Below are 20,294 nucleotides of genomic sequence, written 5' to 3'. Positions count from 1 at the left end.
GGGCTCCCGTCAGCCGCGCTCAACCCCGGGCTGCCCACCTGGTTCCTTCCCGTTTCGCCTGGGGCTGCCCACCTGGCTACTTCTCACTCGCCCTGGGCTGCCCACCTGGTTCCTTCTCGTGATCCTGGGGCTCCCCGCCCGGTTGCTTCTCCTCCGGTGCTCCCTCCAGGAGCACGGTGAGGAGGCGTACCGCGCCCCTCTTGTGCAGGGGGTCGTTGCCGTTGCCGCACTTGGGGGACTGGATGCAGGAGGGGCAGCCGGCCTCGCACTCACAGGAGGCGATGGCCTGGCGGGTGGCGGTCAGCCAGGTGCGGGCGGTGTGGAAGGCGCGCTCCGCGAAGCCCGCGCCCCCGGGGTGGCCGTCGTAGACGAAGACGGTGGGCAGGAGAGTGTCGGGGTGGAGGGGGATCGACACACCGCCGATGTCCCAGCGGTCGCACGTCGCGAAGAGGGGCAGCAGGCCGATCGAGGCGTGCTCGGCGGCGTGCAGGGAGCCGCCGAGGATCTCGGGGCTGATCCGGGCCCGGTCGAGCTGGTCCTCGGTGACGGTCCACCACACCGCCCGGGTGCGCAGCGTGCGGGGTGGGAGGTCGAGCTTGGTCTCGCCCAGCACTTCACCGGTGATGAGCCGGCGGCGCAGGAAGGAGACCACCTGGTTGGTGACCTCGACGGAGCCGTAGCACAGGCGGCCGTCGCCCCAGGGGATCTCGACGTCGGTCTCCAGCACGGAGATGGCCGTCGTGTCGCGGGCGACCGTCGAGTAGGGCGGGGAGGCCGACTCGACGAGGGCGACGGAGTCCTCCAGGTCGAGGGAGCGCACGAGGTACGTGCGGCCCTGGTGGAGGTGGACCGCCCCCTCGTGGACGGTCGAGTGCGCCGCGCCCGCGTCGACCGTGCCGAGGAGCCGGCCGGTGTCGGCCTCCACGACCTGGACCGGGCGTCCGCCCTCGCCGCGGATGTCGGTGAGGTCGGCGGCGCGTTCGCGGCGGGTCCAGTGCCAGGCGCGGGTGCGGCGGCGCAGCAGCTTCGCGGCCTCCAGCTGCGGCAGCAGGCCCTCGCTGGCGGGGCCGAACAGGTGGAGGTCCTCGTCCGTCAGGGGGAGTTCCGCGGCGGCCGCGCACAGGTGGGGAGCGAGGACGTAGGGGTTGTCCGGGTCCAGGACCGTCGACTCGACCGGCTGGTCGAACAGGGCCTCCGGGTGGTGGACGAGGAAGGTGTCCAGCGGGTCGTCCCGGGCGACGAGGACGGCCAGCGCCCCCTGGCCGGACCGTCCGGCCCGGCCCGCCTGCTGCCACAGGGAGGCGCGGGTGCCCGGGTAGCCGGCGATGACGACGGCGTCGAGGCCGGAGATGTCGATGCCGAGTTCGAGGGCGTTCGTCGCGGCGAGGCCCAGGAGTTCACCCGAATGGATGGCTCGCTCCAGTGCGCGGCGCTCCTCCGGGAGGTAGCCGCCCCGGTAGGCCGCGACACGCCCGGGCAGGGAGCGATCGACTTCGGCCAGTCGCTCCTGGGAGATGACGGCGATCAGCTCGGCGCCGCGCCGGGAGCGGACGAAGGCGACCGAGCGGACGCCCTGGACGGTGAGGTCGGTCAGCAGGTCGGCGGCCTCGGCGGTGGCCGTGCGGCGGACGGGGGCGCCCTTCTCGCCCTGCAGCTCGGTCAGCGGCGGCTCCCAGAGGGCGAACACCAGTTCACCGCGGGGCGAGGCGTCGTCCGCGACCTCGACGACCGGCAGGCCGGTGAGGCGCCGGGCGGCGACGGCGGGCTCGGCGGCGGTGGCCGAGGCCAGCAGGAACACCGGCGACGCGCCGTACCGGGCGCACAGGCGCCGCAACCGGCGCAGCACCTGGGCGACGTGGGAGCCGAAGACGCCCCGGTAGGTGTGGCACTCGTCGATGACGACGTATTTCAGCGATTTCAGGAAGGAGGACCAGCGGGGGTGGGAGGGGAGGATGCCCCGGTGCAGCATGTCGGGGTTGGTCAGCACGTAGTTGCCGTACTGGCGGATCCACTCGCGTTCCTCGAACGGAGTATCGCCGTCGTACACGGCCGCCCGGACGGAGGTGCCGAGCGGTTGTGAAAGTTCCTTCACCGCGCGGCACTGATCCGCCGCCAGGGCCTTCGTGGGAGCCAGGTACAGGGTGGTCGCGCCGCGGCCGTTGGGGGCCTCGGAGCCGTCCAGGAGGGTGGACAGCACGGGCACGAGGTAGGCCAGTGACTTGCCCGAGGCGGTGCCGGTGGCGACCACGACCGAGTCGCCGTCCAGGGCGTGCTCGGCCGCCCGTGCCTGGTGGGCCCAGGGGTGTTCGATGCCCGCCGCCTGCACGGCCGCCACGACCTCCGAGCGGATCCGGTCCGGCCAGACGGCATGCCGACCCTCGCGCGGGGGCAAGTGCTCCGTATGAGTAATGCGCGAAGCCCTGCTCGGACCGGACGCGAGCCGGTCCAGGACCGCGCCCGGCGCGGGCCGGGAGGCGGGGTCCGTCGGGGTTCGATCGGATCGGTGATTCTTGGCCATCGGCACCGAGTGTGTCACTGGCGTGACGGACAATGGAGCCAAGGCGTCGTGCACGCCTGCCGGTAAGTGATTGAATGCCATCGCGGCTGGCGAAGCGTCCAAGGGCTGAAGCCGAGATGCCCCTAGGGCGACCGCTCGATAGCAAGGTGCTGGAGGATCCGTGGACCTGTCCCTGTCGACCGAGACCATGGGCGATCGCACGATCGTCAGGGTCGGTGGCGAAATCGACGTATATACCGCGCCCAAGCTGCGCGAGCAGTTGGTCGAGCTGGTGAACGACGGCAGTTTCCACCTTGTCGTCGACATGGAGGGCGTGGACTTCCTCGACTCCACCGGGCTCGGCGTTCTGGTCGGCGGCCTGAAGCGCGTGCGTGCCCATGAGGGCTCCCTGCGCCTGGTCTGCAACCAGGAGCGCATTCTGAAGATTTTCCGCATCACCGGCCTCACCAAGGTGTTCCCGATTCACACCTCGGTCGAGGAAGCGGTTGCGGCCACCGACTGACACCGGTCCCGGGCCCCGTGCCCGGGCCGGCCGATGTCCGGCGGAAGTCAAGACCGAGGGGGCCCGGCCTTTCGGCGGCCCGGAGCCCCTCGACAGCACGCCCGAAGTCGCGAGGGGGATGCATGGCCACCGTTGAGCTCCGCTTCAGCGCGCTGCCCGAGCACGTCAGGACCGCCCGGCTGGTGGCGGCAGCGGTGGCGCGCAGGGCCGGAGTGGAGGAGGCCGTCCTCGACGAGGTCAGGCTCGCCGTCGGTGAGGCGTGCACCCGGGCCGTCGGACTGCACCAGATCGGCGGGATCTCGGCACCGGTGAAGGTGCTGCTGATCGAGGAGGAGAAGCAGTTCTCCATCGAGGTCGGCGACGAGGCCCCGCACGCGGTACCGGGCGGGCGCGCATCCGGCGCCGGGGACGGCGAGGCCGACGAGGACGAGATGGGTCTGGCCGTCATCAGCGGACTCGTCGACGACGTTCAGGTCAGCGCGGGAGAGCACGGCGGATCCATCAAGATGACCTGGCCGACGACGCCGCCGCCGACGATCCTGGTGTGATCCGACCGCCGCGCACCCGCGGCCACCCTCGCACACCGTTCTTGACGAAGGGCCCCACCCGTGGGGCCCTTCGTCATGTGCGGGTGTCAGTGATCGCCTTTACAGTGGGTCCTGTGCTGGTCGCCGCGTGAATTGATTCACGATCATTTCACGATCTTTTGCGCGCCGGGCGGCACTTCGAGAATGCTTTCAAGGCATTACCTCGCCCGGCGAATTCCGTTTATCGCACACTGTTTTGATCAGGTTCCGGTACCTACAATCCCGTCCACATCTTGAGCTCAGCCCAAGCGTCAAGGAGGACGAATGGCGGGGCTTTCCATCACACCACAGTCGGGCCATCCCACCGACCTCGCAGCCGCCGTACTGACCGACGGCAACCGTGTGCTCGTCGTGGTCATCGCGGCCGTCGCACTGGCGGCCCTGGTGCTCGCGGGAGTTCTGGTGCGCCAGGTGCTCGCGGCCGGCGAGGGCACCGACAGCATGAAAAAGATCGCGGCAGCGGTCCAGGAAGGCGCGAACGCCTATCTCGCGCGGCAGCTGCGCACCCTCGGCGTATTCGCCGTGGTCGTGTTCTTCCTGCTCATGCTGCTTCCCGCGGACGACTGGAGTCAGCGTGCCGGACGTTCGGTGTTCTTTCTGATCGGAGCGGCGTTCTCGGCGGCCACCGGTTATATCGGCATGTGGCTCGCCGTCCGCAGCAATGTGCGCGTCGCCGCCGCGGCGCGTGAGGCGACACCGGCGGAGGGCGAGCCGGAAAAGGACCTGACCACCGTCTCGCACAAAGCGATGAAGATCGCTTTCCGCACGGGTGGCGTGGTCGGCATGTTCACGGTGGGCCTCGGCCTGCTCGGAGCCTCCTGCGTGGTGCTGGTGTACGCCGCCGACGCGCCCAAGGTGCTGGAGGGCTTCGGGCTCGGGGCCGCGCTGATCGCCATGTTCATGCGGGTCGGCGGCGGCATCTTCACCAAGGCCGCCGACGTCGGCGCCGACCTGGTCGGCAAGGTCGAGCAGGGCATTCCGGAGGACGATCCGCGCAATGCCGCGACCATCGCCGACAACGTGGGCGACAACGTCGGCGACTGCGCGGGCATGGCGGCCGACCTCTTCGAGTCATACGCCGTCACCCTGGTCGCCGCGCTGATCCTCGGCTCGGCGGCGTTCGGCGACGCCGGGCTGGGCTTCCCGCTGCTGGTGCCGGCGATCGGTGTGGTCACGGCGATGATCGGCATCTTCGCGGTGGCGCCCCGGCGGGCGGACCGCAGCGGCATGAGCGCCATCAACCGCGGCTTCTTCATCTCCGCGGTGATCTCGCTCGTGCTGGTGGCGGTGGCCGTGTTCGTCTACCTGCCGGGGAAGTACTCCGAGCTCGACGGCGTGACCGACGCCGCCATCCAGGGCAAGGACGGCGACCCGCGGATCCTCGCCCTGGTCGCGGTGGCCATCGGCATCGTGCTGGCCGCGCTGATCCAGCAGCTGACGGGCTACTTCACGGAGACCACCCGCCGGCCCGTCCGCGACATCGGCAAGACCTCGCTGACCGGCCCGGCCACCGTCGTCCTCGCGGGCATCTCCGTCGGTCTGGAATCGGCCGTCTACACCGCCTTGCTGATCGGACTCGGGGTGTACGGGGCGTTCCTGCTCGGCGGTACGTCGATCATGCTGGCGCTGTTCGCGGTGGCGCTGGCCGGCACCGGCCTGCTCACCACGGTCGGTGTGATCGTCGCGATGGACACCTTCGGGCCGGTCTCCGACAACGCCCAGGGCATCGCCGAGATGTCCGGTGACGTCGAGGGCGCCGGCGCGCAGGTGCTCACCAACCTGGACGCGGTGGGCAACACCACCAAGGCGATCACCAAGGGCATCGCGATCGCCACGGCCGTGCTCGCCGCGGCGGCACTGTTCGGGTCGTACCGCGACGCGATCTTCACCGGGGCGCGGGACGTGGGCGAGAAGCTCAGCGGCGAAGGCGCGCCGATGAGCCTGATGATGGACATCTCGCAGCCCAACAACCTCGTGGGCCTGATCGCGGGGGCGGCGGTCGTCTTCCTCTTCTCGGGGCTGGCGATCAACGCCGTGTCGCGGTCGGCGGGTTCCGTGGTCTTCGAGGTGCGGCGGCAGTTCCGCGAGAAGCCCGGGATCATGGACTACAGCGAGAAACCGGAGTACGGCAAGGTCGTCGACATCTGCACCAAGGACGCCCTGCGCGAGCTCGCCACTCCCGGTCTGCTGGCCGTGATGGCGCCCATCTTCATCGGGTTCACGCTGGGCGTCGGCGCGCTCGGCGCGTTCCTCGCGGGTGCGATCGGCGCGGGCACGCTGATGGCGGTGTTCCTCGCCAACTCCGGTGGCGCGTGGGACAACGCCAAGAAGCTCGTCGAGGACGGCCACCACGGCGGCAAGGGCAGTGAGGCGCACGCGGCCACCGTGATCGGCGACACCGTCGGCGATCCGTTCAAGGACACCGCCGGTCCCGCGATCAACCCGCTGCTGAAGGTCATGAACCTGGTGGCCCTGCTCATCGCGCCCGCGGTGATCAAGTTCTCCTACGGCCCGGACAAGAGCATCGGCGTGCGCATCCTCATCGCGGCCCTGGCGTTCGTCGTCATCGCCGGGGCGGTGTACGTGTCGAAGCGGCGCGGGATCGCCATGGGGGACGGCGACAGTGCCGAGCCCAAGCCCCCGAACCCCAAGTCGGTCGATCCGGCGGTGGTTTCGTAGGGGCGTTCCTGGATATCCGGCTCAAGGTGTGGGCGGGCGGCGCGCGTTGACGCGTCGCCCGCCCGCGCTGTGCACGGCCGTTGCGTGAGCCTTCTCTCGCTTGGTGCAAAAGGTTACAAAACGGTCTTATTAGGCGTTCGGCGTGCGGTTGCCGTGCATGCGGCGTGTATGTTCCGGGGCCGAGAGCCATGGAAGGGACCAAACCGGTGAACAAGAAGCTCGCGGCCGCACTGTCCGGCGGTGCGGTACTGGTACTGGCGCTGTCCGGCTGCGGCGGCGACGACGGCAACGACAAGCTCGACTCCTGGGCCAAGCAGGTCTGCGACGCCGTGCAGCCGCAGGCCAAGAAGATCGAGTCGGCGAACGCCGCGATCCAGAAGGAGACCTCGGACAACAGCGCGCCCGAGGACGTCCAGAAGACCGACGCACAGGCCTTCCAGGACATGTCCGACGCCTACAAGGCGATCGGCAGCGCCGTGAACAAGGCCGGGGCGCCGGACGTCGAGAACGGTGAGAAGAAGCAGCAGGACGCGGTCAAGGAGCTCAACTCGATCTCCGCGTCGTACGCCTCGCTGAAGAAGCAGGTGGACGAGCTCGACACCAAGGACCAGGGCAAGTTCGCCGACGGCCTGAAGGACATCGCCGGCGAGCTGGACAAGCTCAGCCAGAGCGGCAACGACGCCCTGAAGAACCTGGAAGAGGGCGAGGTCGGCCAGGCGATGGCCCGTCAGTCCAGCTGCAAGGCGGCCACGGCCTCGGCGGGCGCGACCCAGAGCTGACCGCCGCCCGGGCCGCCGCGGCAGCCCCCCGGGGCCGTCGAGGCAGGAGACGCCCGGGAGTGCGCGGCTGACGCCGCTCCCCTCGGGACGAGGCGACTGCCGTGCCCGGATGGGAGGGCGACCCCCTGCCCGCACGAAACGAGGCCCTATCCCGCAAGCCTGGACGACGCCCATGCGCGCAAAGCGGGGCGACCCCCTGCGCGCAACGCGGGACAACCCCCCTGCCCGTGCGGCTGCGCCCCTGCCCGCAAGCCGGGACGGCGCCCATGCCGGTGCGGTGACCGCCTGCCACCGAGCCGGGCGTCGCCCGCACCCGCGGCGCAGGACGCCCCCGCCCGGGTGTCCGCGGCACGGGCACGTGCGAACCCGTCCGCGGCGGCCACAATGGGGGCGTGAGTAACGCCAGCCAGTCACCCCTGCCCCAGTCGCCCCTCCCCCCGCTGCCCGCCGCCGACCGGCCCGACGTCGCCGCCCGGCTGCGGGCCGCCCTGCTCGCGGCCTCCTTCACCGCCGACGGACTGCTCGACCTGCTCGGTGCCCCCGCGTACGCGGCGCTGGCCCGCAGCGAGACCGTGCCCGCACTGCGGGCGACCCGCGGGGACACGCCGCTGGAACTGCTCGTCCGGCTGTTCCTGCTCCAGCAGCCCGTGCCGCACGCGCGCGTGGCGGAGGTGCTGCCCGTGGACGCGTGCCTGGACAGCGGCTGGCTGGCCCGCGCGGGCGAGGGCGAACTGGCGGCCACGGTGGACGTCCGGCCCTACGGCGGGCCCGGCGGCGAGGACTGGTTCATCGTCTCGGACCTGGGCTGCGCGGTCGGCGGCGCCGGCGGGATCGGACGCCGGGACGAAGGGGTCGTCCTGGGCGTCGGGGGCGCCTCCACGACCCTCGCCGGCATCACCGTGCGCACGCCCGTCGCCGCCGCGCTCGACCTGGGCACCGGCTCCGGCATCCAGGCGCTGCACGCCGCGCAGCACGCCACGCGCGTGACGGCGACCGACCTCAACCCGCGCGCCCTGCACATCACCGCGCTCACGCTGGCGCTGTCCGGCACCGCGGCCGCCGACCTGCGCGAGGGCTCCCTCTTCACCCCCGTCCGCGACGACGAGACGTACGACCTGATCGTCTCCAACCCCCCGTTCGTGATCTCGCCCGGCGCCCGGCTGACCTACCGCGACGGCGGGATGGGCGGGGACGATCTGTGCCGCACGCTCGTTCAGGAGGCGGGGGAGCGGCTGAACGAGGGCGGGTTCGCGCAGTTCCTCGCCAACTGGCAGCACGTGGAGGGGGAGGACTGGCAGGACCGGCTCAGGTCCTGGGTGCCCCGCGGCTGCGACGCGTGGATCGTGCAGCGCGAGGTGCAGGACGTCAATCAGTACGCCGAGCTGTGGCTGCGGGACGCCGGGGACCACCGGGACGACCCGGCGGAGTACCAGGCGCGGTACGACGCGTGGCTCGACGAGTTCGAGGCGCGCAAGGTGAAGGCCGTCGGCTTCGGCTGGATCACCCTGCGCAGGACGGACGCCGCCGTGCCCTCGGTGACGGTGGAGGAGTGGCCGCACCCGGTCGAGCAGCCGCTCGGCGACACCATCCGCCACCACTTCGACCGGCTCGACTTCCTCCGCCGCCACGACGACGCCGCTCTCCTCACGGCTCACTTCCGGCTGACCGCCGAGGTGGTGCAGGAGCAGGTCGGGCTGCCCGGTGCGGAGGACCCCGAGCACGTCGTGCTGCGCCAGAACCGCGGAATGCGCCGGGCCACCCGGGTGGACACCGTCGGCGCGGGCTTCGCGGGGGTGTGCGACGGCTCGATGAGCGCCGGCGTCATCCTGGACGCGATCGCCCAGCTGGTCGGCGAGGACCCGGTGCTGCTGCGCGACCGCACCCCGGCGCAGATCCGGCTGCTGGTCGAGCAGGGCTTCCTGGAGCCGGCCCGCTGAGGCGCCGCCGCGCGGGACGGCCGGGCCGGACGGAGCCGCAGCCGGTCCGTCCGGGCGGCTCGCCAACAAATTCGAGTCGATTTGAACACCTCGTCCGGCGCCGGCCCCGCCGGACGGACCGCCATGATCACGCAGGCCCGCCGCCCCGGCGTTCACCTCCGGTTCGCCTCCTCGCCGCCCACGCGTGACAGCCTCCCGGGGCTGGACACGGGTGGGTGGGAGAAAAGGGGCGCGGCGGGCCATGGAGAGCGAACCGGCGATCTTCGCGGGAGCGGTGTTCTCCCTGTTCGGGGGCGGGCTGCTGGCGTGGACGGTGGCGTGCGTGTGGCAGGAGCGGCCCGTCGCCGAGGGTGTGAGGCCGGTCGCATCGGCGGCCGTGGCGGGCGTCGTCGCGGTGCTCGCGCTGGCGGCCGGAACCTGGTGCTTCACGCGGCTGTGAAGGGTGCTCCGGCGGGACGTCCGCCGGTGATCCGGGGGGTCGCGCTCCGCTCGGAGCGGGGTCCGGGCCCCGCACTCCGGGCGGCAGGAATGGTGGTAGTCGGGTTACCGTTCGAGTGGCCGTTGCGGGCTTTTCCCGTTTGACACGGGGGCGGGATGTACCGTCACACTCCGCAGCGTCACCACGTACCCAGCCCCGGTAAGCGACTCCGGGGAGGCCCCAGCGTCGACCGGAGAGAAGAGCGAAGTTGTCCCCGACCAGCGAGACCGCGAAGGGCGGCCGCCGACTCGTCATCGTCGAGTCGCCTGCCAAGGCGAAGACGATCAAGGGCTATCTCGGCCCCGGCTACATCGTCGAGGCGAGCGTCGGGCACATCCGCGACCTTCCCAACGGCGCCGCCGAGGTGCCCGAGAAGTACACCGGCGAGGTCCGCCGCCTCGGTGTGGACGTCGACCATGACTTCGCGCCGATCTATGTGGTCAACGCCGACAAGAAGGCGCAGGTCAAGAAGCTCAAGGACCTGCTGAAGGAGTCCGACGAGCTCTTCCTCGCCACCGATGAGGACCGTGAGGGCGAGGCCATCGCCTGGCACCTGCAGGAGGTGCTCAAGCCCAAGGTCCCGGTCAAGCGGATGGTATTCCACGAGATCACCAAGGCCGCGATCCAGGCCGCCGTGGCCAACCCGCGCCAGCTCAACCAGAGGCTCGTCGACGCCCAGGAGACCCGCCGCATCCTCGACCGCCTCTACGGCTACGAGGTCTCGCCGGTCCTGTGGAAGAAGGTCATGCCGCGGCTGTCCGCGGGCCGCGTCCAGTCCGTCGCCACCCGCCTCGTGGTGGAGCGGGAACGCGAGCGCATCGCCTTCCGTTCCGCTGAGTACTGGGACCTGACGGGCACCTTCGCGACCGGCCGCGGCGGAGACCCGTCGGACCCGTCGTCGCTGGTCGCGCGCCTGCAGACCGTCGACGGCAGGCGGGTCGCGCAGGGCCGCGACTTCGACTCCCTGGGACAGCTGAAGAGCGCCGGCACCCTCCACCTCGACGAGGCGAACGCCCGCTCCCTGGCCGCCGCCCTGGAGCAGACGCGGTTCGCCGTGCGCTCCGTGGAGTCCAAGCCCTACCGCCGCTCGCCGTACGCCCCGTTCCGTACGACGACGCTGCAGCAGGAGGCGAGCCGCAAGCTCGGCTTCGGCGCGAAGGCCACCATGCAGGTCGCGCAGAAGCTGTACGAGAACGGCTACATCACCTACATGCGTACGGACTCCACGACGCTGAGCGACACGGCGGTCGCCGCCGCCCGCGCCCAGGTCACGCAGCTGTACGGCGCCGACTACCTGCCGCCGCAGCCGCGGACGTACGCCGGGAAGGTCAAGAACGCGCAGGAGGCCCACGAGGCGATCCGCCCCTCGGGTGACCGTTTCCGCACTCCCGCCGAGACCGGACTGACCGGTGACCAGTTCAAGCTCTACGAGCTGATCTGGAAGCGGACCGTCGCCTCCCAGATGAAGGACGCCACCGGCAACAGCGTCACGGTGAAGATCGGCGGCACCGCCTCCGACGGCCGGGACGTCGAGTTCAGCGCGTCCGGCAAGACGATCACCTTCCACGGCTTCCTGAAGGCCTACGTGGAGGGCGCCGACGACCCGAACGCCGAGCTGGACGACCGCGAGCGCCGGCTGCCGCAGGTCTCCGAGGGCGACGCCCTGACGGCCGAGGAGATCACGGTCGACGGGCACGCCACCAAGCCCCCGGCCCGCTACACCGAGGCCTCCCTGGTCAAGGAGCTGGAAGAGCGCGAGATCGGCCGCCCGTCGACGTACGCGTCGATCATCGGCACCATCCTCGACCGCGGCTACGTGTTCAAGAAGGGCACGGCCCTGGTGCCGTCCTTCCTGTCCTTCGCCGTGGTCAACCTCCTGGAGAAGCACTTCGGGCGGCTCGTCGACTACGACTTCACCGCCAAGATGGAGGACGACCTCGACCGCATCGCCCGCGGTGAGGCGCAGTCCGTGCCGTGGCTGAAGCGTTTCTACTTCGGCGAGACAGCGCCCGACAGCGGCTTCGCCGCGGGGGCCGGCGGCGTCGCCGCCGACGCGGGCAACGGCGACGGGGACCACCTCGGCGGCCTGAAGGAACTGGTCACCGACCTGGGCGCGATCGACGCGCGCGAGGTGTCGTCGTTCCCGGTGGGCAACGACATCGTGCTGCGGGTCGGCCGCTACGGGCCGTACATCGAGCGGGGCGAGAAGGACACCGAGCAGCACCAGCGCGCCGACATCCCCGACGACCTGGCACCCGACGAGCTGACGGTCGAGCTGGCCGAGGAACTGCTCGCCAAGCCGAGCGGCGACTACGAGCTGGGCACCGACCCCGCCACCGGCCACGCGATCGTCGCCAAGGACGGCCGCTACGGCCCGTACGTGACGGAGGTCCTCCCCGAGGGCACCCCGAAGACGGGCAAGAACGCGGTCAAGCCGCGCACGGCGTCCCTGTTCAAGACGATGTCCCTGGACACGGTGACCCTCGACGACGCCCTGCGGCTGATGTCGCTGCCGCGGGTCGTCGGCACCGACGCCGAGGGCCAGGAGATCACCGCGCAGAACGGCCGCTACGGCCCGTACCTGAAGAAGGGGACGGACTCGCGTTCGCTGCAGTCCGAGGAGCAGCTCTTCACCATCACGCTGGAGGAGGCGCTGGCGATCTACGCCCAGCCCAAGCAGCGTGGCCGGGCCGCGGCCAAGCCGCCGCTGAAGGAGCTGGGCACGGACCCGGTGAGCGAGAAGCCGGTCGTGGTCAAGGACGGCCGCTTCGGCCCGTACGTCACCGACGGGGAGACCAACGCGACCCTGCGCTCCGGCGACAGCGTCGAGACGATCACCCCCGAGCGCGGCTACGAGCTGCTCGCCGAGAAGCGCGCCAAGGGGCCGGCGAAGAAGACCGCGAAGAAGACGACGGCCAAGAAGGCCCCGGCGAAGAAGACGACGGCCAAGAAGACCGCGGCGAAGAAGACGACGGCCGCCAAGAAGACGACGGCGAAGAAGACCACCGCCGCCAAGAAGGCGGCCGCCAAGACGGCGACCGCCTCGAACCCGGCGGACGACTGAGGCCGTTGACCTCCTCGTGAAGAGAGTGTGAGAACCCGTCGGAGATCCGGGCACCATGCCCCGGGTCTCCGCCCCGGGTTCGCAGAGCGAACGCCCCGGCAACACTTCGGTGTCGGGGCGTGCGCATGCCATACCGGGCGGCCCGTGGTGTCGGCGGCTCCCGATAGGCTGAACGCATGACGCGAGCCGACGAACCGACGGCCCCTCAGCCGGCCCCCGACGACGCACTGGTCACGGACTCCCGCGAGCGCGCCGTCCGCGCCCTGCTGCGACGGCCGCAGCTGAGGCGGTTGTGGAGCGCCCAGCTCGTGGGTGGTGTGGGTGACACGCTCGCCCTTCTCGTCCTCGTCCTCCTCATGGTCCAGGCCGCTGTCGCCGAGGGCTCGTTCGGCGGCGGGTACCGGGGCGTGGCCTTCGCAGTGGCGATCGTCTTCGGGGTGCGCATCCTCGCGACCCTGCTGTTCGGGGCCGTTCTGCTCGGCCCGCTCACCGCGCTCACCTCGCAGGACGGCCCGCTCGACCGCCGCTGGACCATGGTCGGAGCGGACGGTGTGCGCGCGGCGCTGCTCATCGTCGCCCCCCTGTGGATCGACTGGACGCCCCGCAACGCGCCGGTGCTGCTGCTCGTCACGGTCTTCGTCGCGGGGGTCGCCGAGCGGTTCTGGACGGTGTGCCGCGAAAGCGCGGCCCCCGCCCTGCTGCCCGCCCCGCCCCCCGAGGGCGCCACGGTCCGGCCGCTGCCCGACCACATGGACGCCCTGCGCCGCCTGTCGCTGCGCACCGGCTTCGTGGCGATCCCCCTCGCCGCGCTCGTGCTCGTCGTCGCATCCCTGTTCAACAACGCGCTGGGCGCCGGCATCGACTGGTTCGGCCAGCACCAGGCGGCCCTCGCCTCCTACGTGGCGGCCGGGCTGTTCGCCGCGTCGCTGTCCGTGCTGACCTTCCTGGAGCTGCCGGGCACGCGCACCCCCCGCGCGCGGTCGCCGCTGGAGGGCCTGCGCCGCCCGCGCACCGGCACCGGCGCCGACAAGGGCCGCACCGGCGCGACGCCGCTGCTCGTCCTGGCCTGCGCGGCCGTCGCCGCCGCCGTCTCGGCCGCCGTCGCCGTGGCCGTGCTGCACGCCAGGGACCTGGGCGGCGGACCCGTGCTGTACGGCCTGTTCGTGGGGGTGCTCACCGGCGGTGTCGTCGTCGGCATCCGCACGGCCCCGGCGCTGCTGCCCGCGCTGTCGCGGCGCCGGCTGCTCGCGCTGACCATCGCCTTCACCGGTGTCGCGCTGCTGGCCGCCGGGCTCGTCCCGGACGTCACCACCGTGCTGCTGATCCTGGCGCTGGCCGGGGTCGGCGCGGGCATGTCCGCCAACATCGGGCACACCCTGCTCGACCAGGAGACCGAGGAGTACCGGCGCCCCCGCACGACGGAGCACCTGCACGCGGTGGTCCGCGTCTGCGTGGCGCTCGGCGCGGTCGTCGCCCCGCTGGTGGCGGCGGGGATCGGTCCGCACCGCCTGGAGAGCGGCAAGTTCGTCTTCGCGCACGGCGGCGCGGCCTTCACGCTGATGCTGGCCGGGGCGCTGCTCCTGCCCGTCGCCGCGCTGGTGCTGGCCAAGGTCGACGACCGTTCCGGGGTGCCGCTGCGGCAGGACCTGAAGGACGCCCTGCTCCGCGGCGACGACCCCGACCAGGCACCCGCGGCCACCGGCTTCTTCATCGCCCTGGAGGGCGGCGACGGGGCAGGCAAGTCCACGCAGGCCGAGGCCCTCGCCGAGTGGATCCGCGGCAAGGGCCACGAGGTCGTGCTCACGCGCGAGCCGGGGGCGACGCCCGTGGGCAAGCGGCTGCGCTCGATCCTGCTGGACGTGTCGAGCGCCGGCCTGTCCCACCGCGCGGAGGCCCTGCTGTACGCGGCGGACCGGGCCGAGCACATCGACACCGTCGTACGGCCCGCCCTGGAGCGCGGCGCGGTCGTCATCTCCGACCGGTACATCGACTCCTCGGTGGCGTACCAGGGAGCGGGCCGCGACCTGTCGCCGACCGAGATCGCCCGCATCAACCGCTGGGCGACGAACGGACTGGTGCCGCATCTGACCGTGCTGCTGGACGTCGCGCCGGAGACCGCCCGCGAACGGTTCACGGAGGCGCCCGACCGGCTGGAGTCGGAGCCCGCCGAGTTCCACGCGCGTGTGCGGGCCGGTTTCCTCACCCTGGCCGCCGCGGACGCCGGGCGGTACCTGGTGGTGGACGCCGGGCAGGAGCCCGAGGCCGTCACGACCGTCATCCGGCACCGGCTGGACCAGGTGCTGCCCCTGTCCGAGGCCGAGATCAAGGCCCAGGAGGAGGCACGGCGGAAGGCCGAGGAGGAGGCCCGCCGCAAGGCCGAGGAGGAGGCCGCCCGCAAGGCCGAGGAGGAGCGCCTGGAGCGCGAGCGCCAGGAGCAGCTGGCCAAGCTGCGCGCCGAGGAGGAGGAGCGCAAGCGCCGCGAGCTGGAGGAGGCGCAGCGCCGCGAGGCCGAACGGCAGGCGGAGGAGGCCCGGCGCCGGGCCGAGGAAGCACGCAGGAAGGCCGAGGAGGAGCGGGCACGGCTCCTCGCGGAGGAGAAGGCCCGCGCCGAGGAGGAGGCCCGCCGCAAGGCGGAGGAGGAGCGGCGCCGCAAGCAGGCCGAGGAGGAGGCACGGCTGCGTGCCGAGGCCGAGGCGCTCCGGCTGGAGAAGCAGCGCAAGGCCGAGGAGGCCCTGCTGCGCGCCGAGGAGGCGCGGCGCCTCGCGGAGGCGGCGGCAGCCGCCGCCGAGGCCGGCCCCCGGACCGCCCCGCGCGGGCCCGCCGCCCCGGCGGCCGGCCAGGACGCGGCGACCGTGCCGACGCCCGTGGTGAAGCCGGGCGGCGCGGCGGACGACACGACCGTGCTGCGCCCCGTGCGCGACGAGAGCACCGGCGACCAGGACGCGCGCCGGGCGTCCGGTTCGCCGGCGTCCGGGGCGTCCGGTGTGTCCGAGTCCGAGGTGACGGCCGAGCTGCCGCTGCCGCCGGCTCCGCAGGGCACGGGGGAGGAGACGGAGGTGCTGCCTCCGGTCCGCCCCGGTGCCGCGGACGGCTCCTCCGCGGACGGGCCTTCCGGCGCGGCCGACGAGACGGCCGTCCTGCCTCCGGTCCGCCCGGGGGACGCGGAGGACACGGCCGTCCTCCCGCCCGTCCGGCCGGACGCCGAGGAGACGGCGGTGCTGCCGCCCGTGCGTGGAGGCGGACCGGACGACCGGGTGCCGCCCGGGTACTTCCGCGACGAGGCGGCGCGGCCCGACGGCCGCGAGGACCGCACCCGGGAACTGCCCCAGGTCGACGCCGAGGGCGCGCCGCGGCGCCGCCGCTCCGACTGGGCCGAGGAGACCCCGCTGGACGACCTCCCGTCGCTGGCGGACGAACTCCTCGGACCGCACGAGGACGAGCCGGACGAGGGCCGGGGCCGCCGGGGCAGAGGCGGCCGGGGCCGCTGAGCCCTCCGGGGCAGGAGCGGCCGGGCCCGGAGCAGGGGCGGCTGCGGCCGCTCGGCGCTCCGGCGGGCCAGGAGATGTCCGGTCCGTGCTCGGGCTGACCGGGCCGCCTGCGAATGGGTCGGTTGGTCCGGCTTACGGCTGAGGGGTGGGTCTCCTGGCTGGCCGGCCATCGGGCTTCCGGCTGGGTTGACCGGTCCGGCTGGGCTGGTGGGTGCCGCCGGGCTGGTCGGTCCGCCGAGGAGGCTGGTCCGGTTGGGACGGCCGTACCGCCCGGGCTGGTCGGTCCACCCAGGTGTGCCGTTCGGACAGGTTGGTGACGCGGCCGGCCGGGTCGGTATGCGTCTGGCGGCTCCGGCGGGCCCGGTCGGCACGGTCCCCTCGTGGCTCCACCGGCGCCCCCGGGGAGACGTCCCGCCGCCGCTGTCAGTGGCCGCCCCCACAATGGACCTGGCAACGCGCAACGTGACGGAAGGGCGGCGTGACCCATGACCGTGTGGGACGACCTCGTCGGGCAGGAGAGGGTGAGCGAGCAGCTGGACGCTGCCGCCCGGGACGCCGACGCCCTGGTCACCGCGGCCTCCGCCGACGCCCCGCCGCCGGAGACGTCGAAGATGACGCACGCCTGGCTGTTCACGGGCCCGCCCGGAGCCGGGCGGAACCAGGCGGCGCGTGCCTTCGCGGCGGCCCTGCAGTGCGTCAGCCCCGACCGCGCGCTCGGCGGCTCGCCCGGCTGCGGCTTCTGCGACGGCTGCCACACCGCCCTGATCGGCACGCACGCCGACGTCACCAGCGTCGCCGCGGTCGGCACGCAGATCCTCGCCGACGACATGCGCGACACCGTCCGCAAGTCGTTCACCTCGCCGGCCAACGGACGCTGGCAGATCATCCTCGTCGAGGACGCCGAGCGGCTGAACGAGAAGTCGGCCAACGCCGTCCTCAAGGCCGTGGAGGAGCCCGCCCCCCGCACGGTCTGGCTGCTGTGCGCCCCCTCCATCGAGGACGTCCTCCCGACCATCCGCTCCCGCTGCCGCCACCTGAACCTGAGCACGCCCTCGGTGGACGCCGTCGCCGACATGCTCGTCCGCCGCGAGGGCATCGAACCGCCCGTGGCCGCCGCGGTGGCCCGCGCGACCCAGGGCCACGTCGACCGGGCCCGCCGCCTGGCCACCGACCCGGCGGCCCGCGAGCGGCGCGCCGCCGTGCTGCGCCTGCCGCTGCGCGTCGAGGACGTCGGCGGTGCGCTGAAGGCCGCCCAGGAACTGGTCGACGCGGCCGCCGAGGACGCCAAGCAGCTCGCGGAGGAGACCGACGCCAAGGAGACCGAGGAGCTGAAGACGGCCCTCGGCGCGGCGCAGGGCGGGCGCATGCCGCGCGGCACAGCGGGCGTGATCAAGGACCTGGAGGACAAGCAGAAGCGCCGCAGGACACGTACCCAGCGCGACAGTCTCGACCTCGCGCTGAGCGACCTGACGTCCTTCTACCGCGACGTGCTGGCCCTCCAGCTCGGCTCACGCGTGGCCATCGCCAACGCCGACGCCGAGGACGCCCTGGAGCGGCTCGCCCGCGGCAGCACGCCCGAGTCCACGCTCCGGCGGATCGAGGCCGTCGCCGCATGCCGGGACGCCCTCGACCGCAACGTGGCGCCCCTGCTCGCGGTGGAGGCGATGACCATGGCGCTGAGAGCGGGCTGAGACGGCTCGGCGGGACACGCCTGCGGACGTGCCGGGGGATGCCCCGGCGGGTTGACGGCGTCACTCGTCCGAGGCACACCCTGCACGCAGGGCGTCTGCGGCGTCGCCCAGAGTTACGCTCGCGGGATGTACACAAGGCGTCCCCCACGCACCGCCACTGCCGTCCCCGGCACCACCACCGCCGTCCCGGGCACCGCCACCGCATCCCGCTCCGGCGGCGGCCACCGCAGGGTCCGGAGCCGGGCCAGGACCGCGGCCGGTCTGCTCGCCACGGCCGCGCTGCTGGTCTCCGCCTGCTCCTCCGGCAGCTCGACGTCCACCGCGTCGGCGGCCGGAGGCACCGCCGCCCTGGCCGCCCTGCCGCAGGCCACCCCGGCGGCCCTCGCGTCGTACTACGGGCAGAAGCCGGCCTGGCGCGGCTGCGGCGTCCCCGGCTTCGAGTGCGCCACCGTCAAGGCGCCCCTCGACTACGCGGAGCCCGCCGCCGGCGACGTGAAGCTCGCCGTCGCCCGCAAGAAGGCCACCGGACCGGGCGAACGACTGGGCTCCCTGCTGGTGAACCCCGGCGGGCCGGGCGGCTCGGCGGTCGGCTACGTGCAGCAGTACGCGGGCATCGGCTACCCAGCCGAGGTGCGGGCCCGCTACGACATGGTCGCGGTCGACCCGCGCGGCGTGGCCCGCAGCGAGCCCGTCGAGTGCCTGGACGGTCCGGACATGGACAGGTACACGCAGACCGACTCCACGCCCGACGACGTCAAGGAGACGGACGGGCTGGTCACGGCCTACCGGACGTTCGCCGAAGGGTGCGGGGCGGACGCCCCCCGGCTGCTGCGCCACGTGTCCACCGTCGAGGCGGCCCGGGACATGGACATCGTCCGGGCGGCGCTCGGCGACGAGAAACTGAACTTCGTCGGGGCCTCCTACGGCACCTTCCTCGGGGCGACGTACGCCGGGCTCTTCCCCAAGCGGGCGGGCCGGCTGGTGCTGGACGGCGCGATGGACCCGTCGCTGCCCGCGCGGCGGCTGAACCTGGAGCAGACGGCCGGCTTCGACACGGCGTTCCGCTCCTTCGCCCGGGACTGCGTCCGACGCGCGGACTGCCCGCTGGGCGGTGCGGGCACCGAGCCCGAGCAGGCCGGGAAGAAGCTCAAGGCGTTCTTCACCGGGCTGGACCGGCGGCCCGCCCCCACCGGCGACGCCGACGGACGCCGGCTGACGGAGTCCCTCGCGACGACGGGCGTGATCGCGGCGATGTACGACGAGGGGGCCTGGGAGCAGCTGCGCGAGGTGCTGAACGCGGCGATGAAGGACGACGACGGCTCCGGGCTCCTCGCCCTGTCCGACAGCTACTACGAACGGGACGCCGACGGCGCCTACAGCAACCTGATGTTCGCCAACGCCGCGGTGAACTGCCTGGACCTGCCGGCCGCCTTCGACACCCCCGAGGAGGTGCGCAGGGCGCTGCCCCAGTTCGAGAAGGCGTCGCCCGTGTTCGGTGAGGGCCTGGCGTGGGCCTCGCTGAACTGCGCGTACTGGCCCGTCCGGGCCACGGGCGAGCCGCACCGCATCGAGGCGAGGGGCGCGGCGCCCATCCTGGTGGTCGGCACCACCCGCGACCCCGCGACGCCCTACCGCTGGGCCCGGGCCCTGGCCGGCCAGCTCTCCTCGGCCCGCCTGCTCACCTACGAGGGCGACGGCCACACGGCCTACGGGCGCGGCAGCTCCTGCATCGACCGGACGATCAACGCCTACCTGCTGCGGGGCACCCCGCCGCCGGACGGAAAGCGCTGCTCATAGCCCCTGCTCCCGGCCCCGGAAGCCCTGCCTCCGGGGCTGGTGCGGAGCACCCTCGGAAACTGTGTAGACTTACCGTCGTTGCTGATCGCACCATAGTGCGGACAGCGCGCCGCCTTAGCTCAGATGGCCAGAGCAACGCACTCGTAATGCGTAGGTCTCGGGTTCGAATCCCGAAGGCGGCTCACCTGAAACCCCAGGTCGGATGGACTCCGGCCTGGGGTTTTGTCGTGCGGTGGGGGTGCTCCCGACGGTCCGCGAAAAAAGTTCCGCGGTGGTGTCGAGAACGCGGTCGCTGCTTCGTCCCCGGGGTGAGCGCGGCCACAATGGGCCGCATCCGCATCGAGGAGAGCACCATGGCCAAGTACCTGCTGCTGAAGCACTACCGCGGCGCCCCGGCGGCGGTGAACGACGTGCCGATGGACCAGTGGACGCCGGAGGAGATCTCCGCGCACATGCAGTACATGCAGGACTTCGCGGACCGGCTGGAGAAGAGCGGGGAGTTCGTCGACGGTCAGGCGCTCGCCCCCGAGGGCGCGTGGGTGCGGTACGACGGGGAAGGGCGCCCGCCGGTCACCGACGGCCCGTTCGCGGAGACCAAGGACCTCATCGCCGGGTGGATGGTGATCGACGTCGACACCTACGAGCGGGCCGTCGAACTGGCCGGGGAGCTGTCGGCAGCGCCCGGGAAGGACGGGAAGCCGATCCACGAGTGGCTGGAGGTGCGCCCGTTCTACGGTGTGCAGCCCACCGTCACGGAGTGACCGCATCCATGGC

At 72.6% G+C, this 20,294-nt stretch carries 12 protein-coding genes and 1 tRNA gene; 12 read left to right on the top strand and 1 reads right to left on the bottom strand.

Translation table 11 applies throughout. The features are described 5' to 3' along the window. Positions 1–76: 76 nt before the first annotated feature. Positions 77–2,599: a DEAD/DEAH box helicase gene (locus tag ACFYWG_RS24795; protein WP_389203645.1), complete on the bottom strand. Its 2,523-nt coding sequence runs from the start codon at positions 2,597–2,599 to the stop codon at positions 77–79. A 79-nt stretch (positions 2,600–2,678) separates the two neighbouring features. On the opposite strand from ACFYWG_RS24795, the gene bldG reads away from it, so the two are divergent. The 12 genes from bldG (at position 2,679) to ACFYWG_RS24735 (ending at position 20,281) form a co-directional block, all read left to right on the top strand. Further along, positions 2,679–3,020, top strand: coding sequence for an anti-sigma factor antagonist BldG (gene bldG, locus ACFYWG_RS24790; protein WP_003991900.1), 342 nt, complete (start codon positions 2,679–2,681; stop codon positions 3,018–3,020). 122 nt (positions 3,021–3,142) lie between these two features. Further along, entirely contained in the window at positions 3,143–3,568 is a 426-nt protein-coding gene (locus ACFYWG_RS24785) for an ATP-binding protein (protein ID WP_383503346.1), read from the top strand. A 303-nt stretch (positions 3,569–3,871) separates the two neighbouring features. Next, positions 3,872–6,286, top strand: coding sequence for a sodium-translocating pyrophosphatase (locus tag ACFYWG_RS24780; protein WP_383503344.1), 2,415 nt, complete (start codon positions 3,872–3,874; stop codon positions 6,284–6,286). A gap of 188 nt (positions 6,287–6,474) precedes the next feature. Further along, the gene (locus ACFYWG_RS24775; RefSeq protein WP_383503342.1) at positions 6,475–7,065 is read left to right on the top strand and encodes a small secreted protein; all 591 of its coding nucleotides are present in this window, start codon (positions 6,475–6,477) and stop codon (positions 7,063–7,065) included. Between the two features lie 416 nt (positions 7,066–7,481). After that, positions 7,482–9,002, top strand: a complete 1,521-nt coding sequence (locus tag ACFYWG_RS24770; RefSeq protein WP_389203981.1) for a methyltransferase — start codon at positions 7,482–7,484, stop codon at positions 9,000–9,002. A gap of 241 nt (positions 9,003–9,243) precedes the next feature. Further along, positions 9,244–9,441, top strand: a complete 198-nt coding sequence (locus tag ACFYWG_RS24765; protein ID WP_376328089.1) for a hypothetical protein — start codon at positions 9,244–9,246, stop codon at positions 9,439–9,441. A gap of 247 nt (positions 9,442–9,688) precedes the next feature. Continuing rightward, positions 9,689–12,544 (top strand): type I DNA topoisomerase, encoded by a 2,856-nt coding sequence (gene topA / locus ACFYWG_RS24760; RefSeq protein WP_389203641.1) that lies wholly within the window; start codon positions 9,689–9,691, stop codon positions 12,542–12,544. Between the two features lie 176 nt (positions 12,545–12,720). Further along, a complete protein-coding gene (gene tmk, locus ACFYWG_RS24755) occupies positions 12,721–16,032 on the top strand; it encodes a dTMP kinase (protein ID WP_389203639.1) in 3,312 nt (1,103 codons plus the stop codon). Positions 16,033–16,517: 485 nt separating this feature from the next. Next, positions 16,518–17,723, top strand: coding sequence for a DNA polymerase III subunit delta' (locus tag ACFYWG_RS24750; RefSeq protein WP_389203637.1), 1,206 nt, complete (start codon positions 16,518–16,520; stop codon positions 17,721–17,723). A gap of 126 nt (positions 17,724–17,849) precedes the next feature. Further along, the gene (locus tag ACFYWG_RS24745) at positions 17,850–19,520 is read left to right on the top strand and encodes an alpha/beta hydrolase (RefSeq protein WP_389203635.1); all 1,671 of its coding nucleotides are present in this window, start codon (positions 17,850–17,852) and stop codon (positions 19,518–19,520) included. A 108-nt stretch (positions 19,521–19,628) separates the two neighbouring features. Next, positions 19,629–19,702, top strand: a tRNA-Thr gene (locus ACFYWG_RS24740). A 171-nt stretch (positions 19,703–19,873) separates the two neighbouring features. Continuing rightward, on the top strand, positions 19,874–20,281 hold the full coding sequence (locus tag ACFYWG_RS24735) for a YciI family protein (protein ID WP_333932325.1): 408 nt from the start codon (positions 19,874–19,876) through the stop codon (positions 20,279–20,281). Positions 20,282–20,294 lie beyond the last annotated feature (13 nt).

The organism is Streptomyces sp. NPDC003456 (assembly GCF_042878735.1).
In the GTDB taxonomy this organism is placed as follows: Bacteria; Actinomycetota; Actinomycetes; order Streptomycetales; family Streptomycetaceae; genus Streptomyces.
The sequence above is the reverse complement of the archived record's forward strand: the minus strand, read 5'-3'. Positions and strand labels throughout refer to the sequence as shown.

What these genes read in the sequence shown, in the direction of transcription:
- ACFYWG_RS24795 (WP_389203645.1), bottom strand. Translation starts at nt 2,599, where the DNA reads ATGGCATTCAATCACTTACCGGCAGGCGTGCACGACGCCTTGGCTCCA.
- ACFYWG_RS24785 (WP_383503346.1), top strand. Translation starts at nt 3,143, where the DNA reads ATGGCCACCGTTGAGCTCCGCTTCAGCGCGCTGCCCGAGCACGTCAGG.
- ACFYWG_RS24780 (WP_383503344.1), top strand. Translation starts at nt 3,872, where the DNA reads ATGGCGGGGCTTTCCATCACACCACAGTCGGGCCATCCCACCGACCTC.
- ACFYWG_RS24775 (WP_383503342.1), top strand. Translation starts at nt 6,475, where the DNA reads ATGGAAGGGACCAAACCGGTGAACAAGAAGCTCGCGGCCGCACTGTCC.
- ACFYWG_RS24765 (WP_376328089.1), top strand. Translation starts at nt 9,244, where the DNA reads ATGGAGAGCGAACCGGCGATCTTCGCGGGAGCGGTGTTCTCCCTGTTC.
- tmk (WP_389203639.1), top strand. Translation starts at nt 12,721, where the DNA reads ATGACGCGAGCCGACGAACCGACGGCCCCTCAGCCGGCCCCCGACGAC.
- ACFYWG_RS24750 (WP_389203637.1), top strand. Translation starts at nt 16,518, where the DNA reads ATGACCGTGTGGGACGACCTCGTCGGGCAGGAGAGGGTGAGCGAGCAG.
- ACFYWG_RS24745 (WP_389203635.1), top strand. Translation starts at nt 17,850, where the DNA reads ATGTACACAAGGCGTCCCCCACGCACCGCCACTGCCGTCCCCGGCACC.
- ACFYWG_RS24735 (WP_333932325.1), top strand. Translation starts at nt 19,874, where the DNA reads ATGGCCAAGTACCTGCTGCTGAAGCACTACCGCGGCGCCCCGGCGGCG.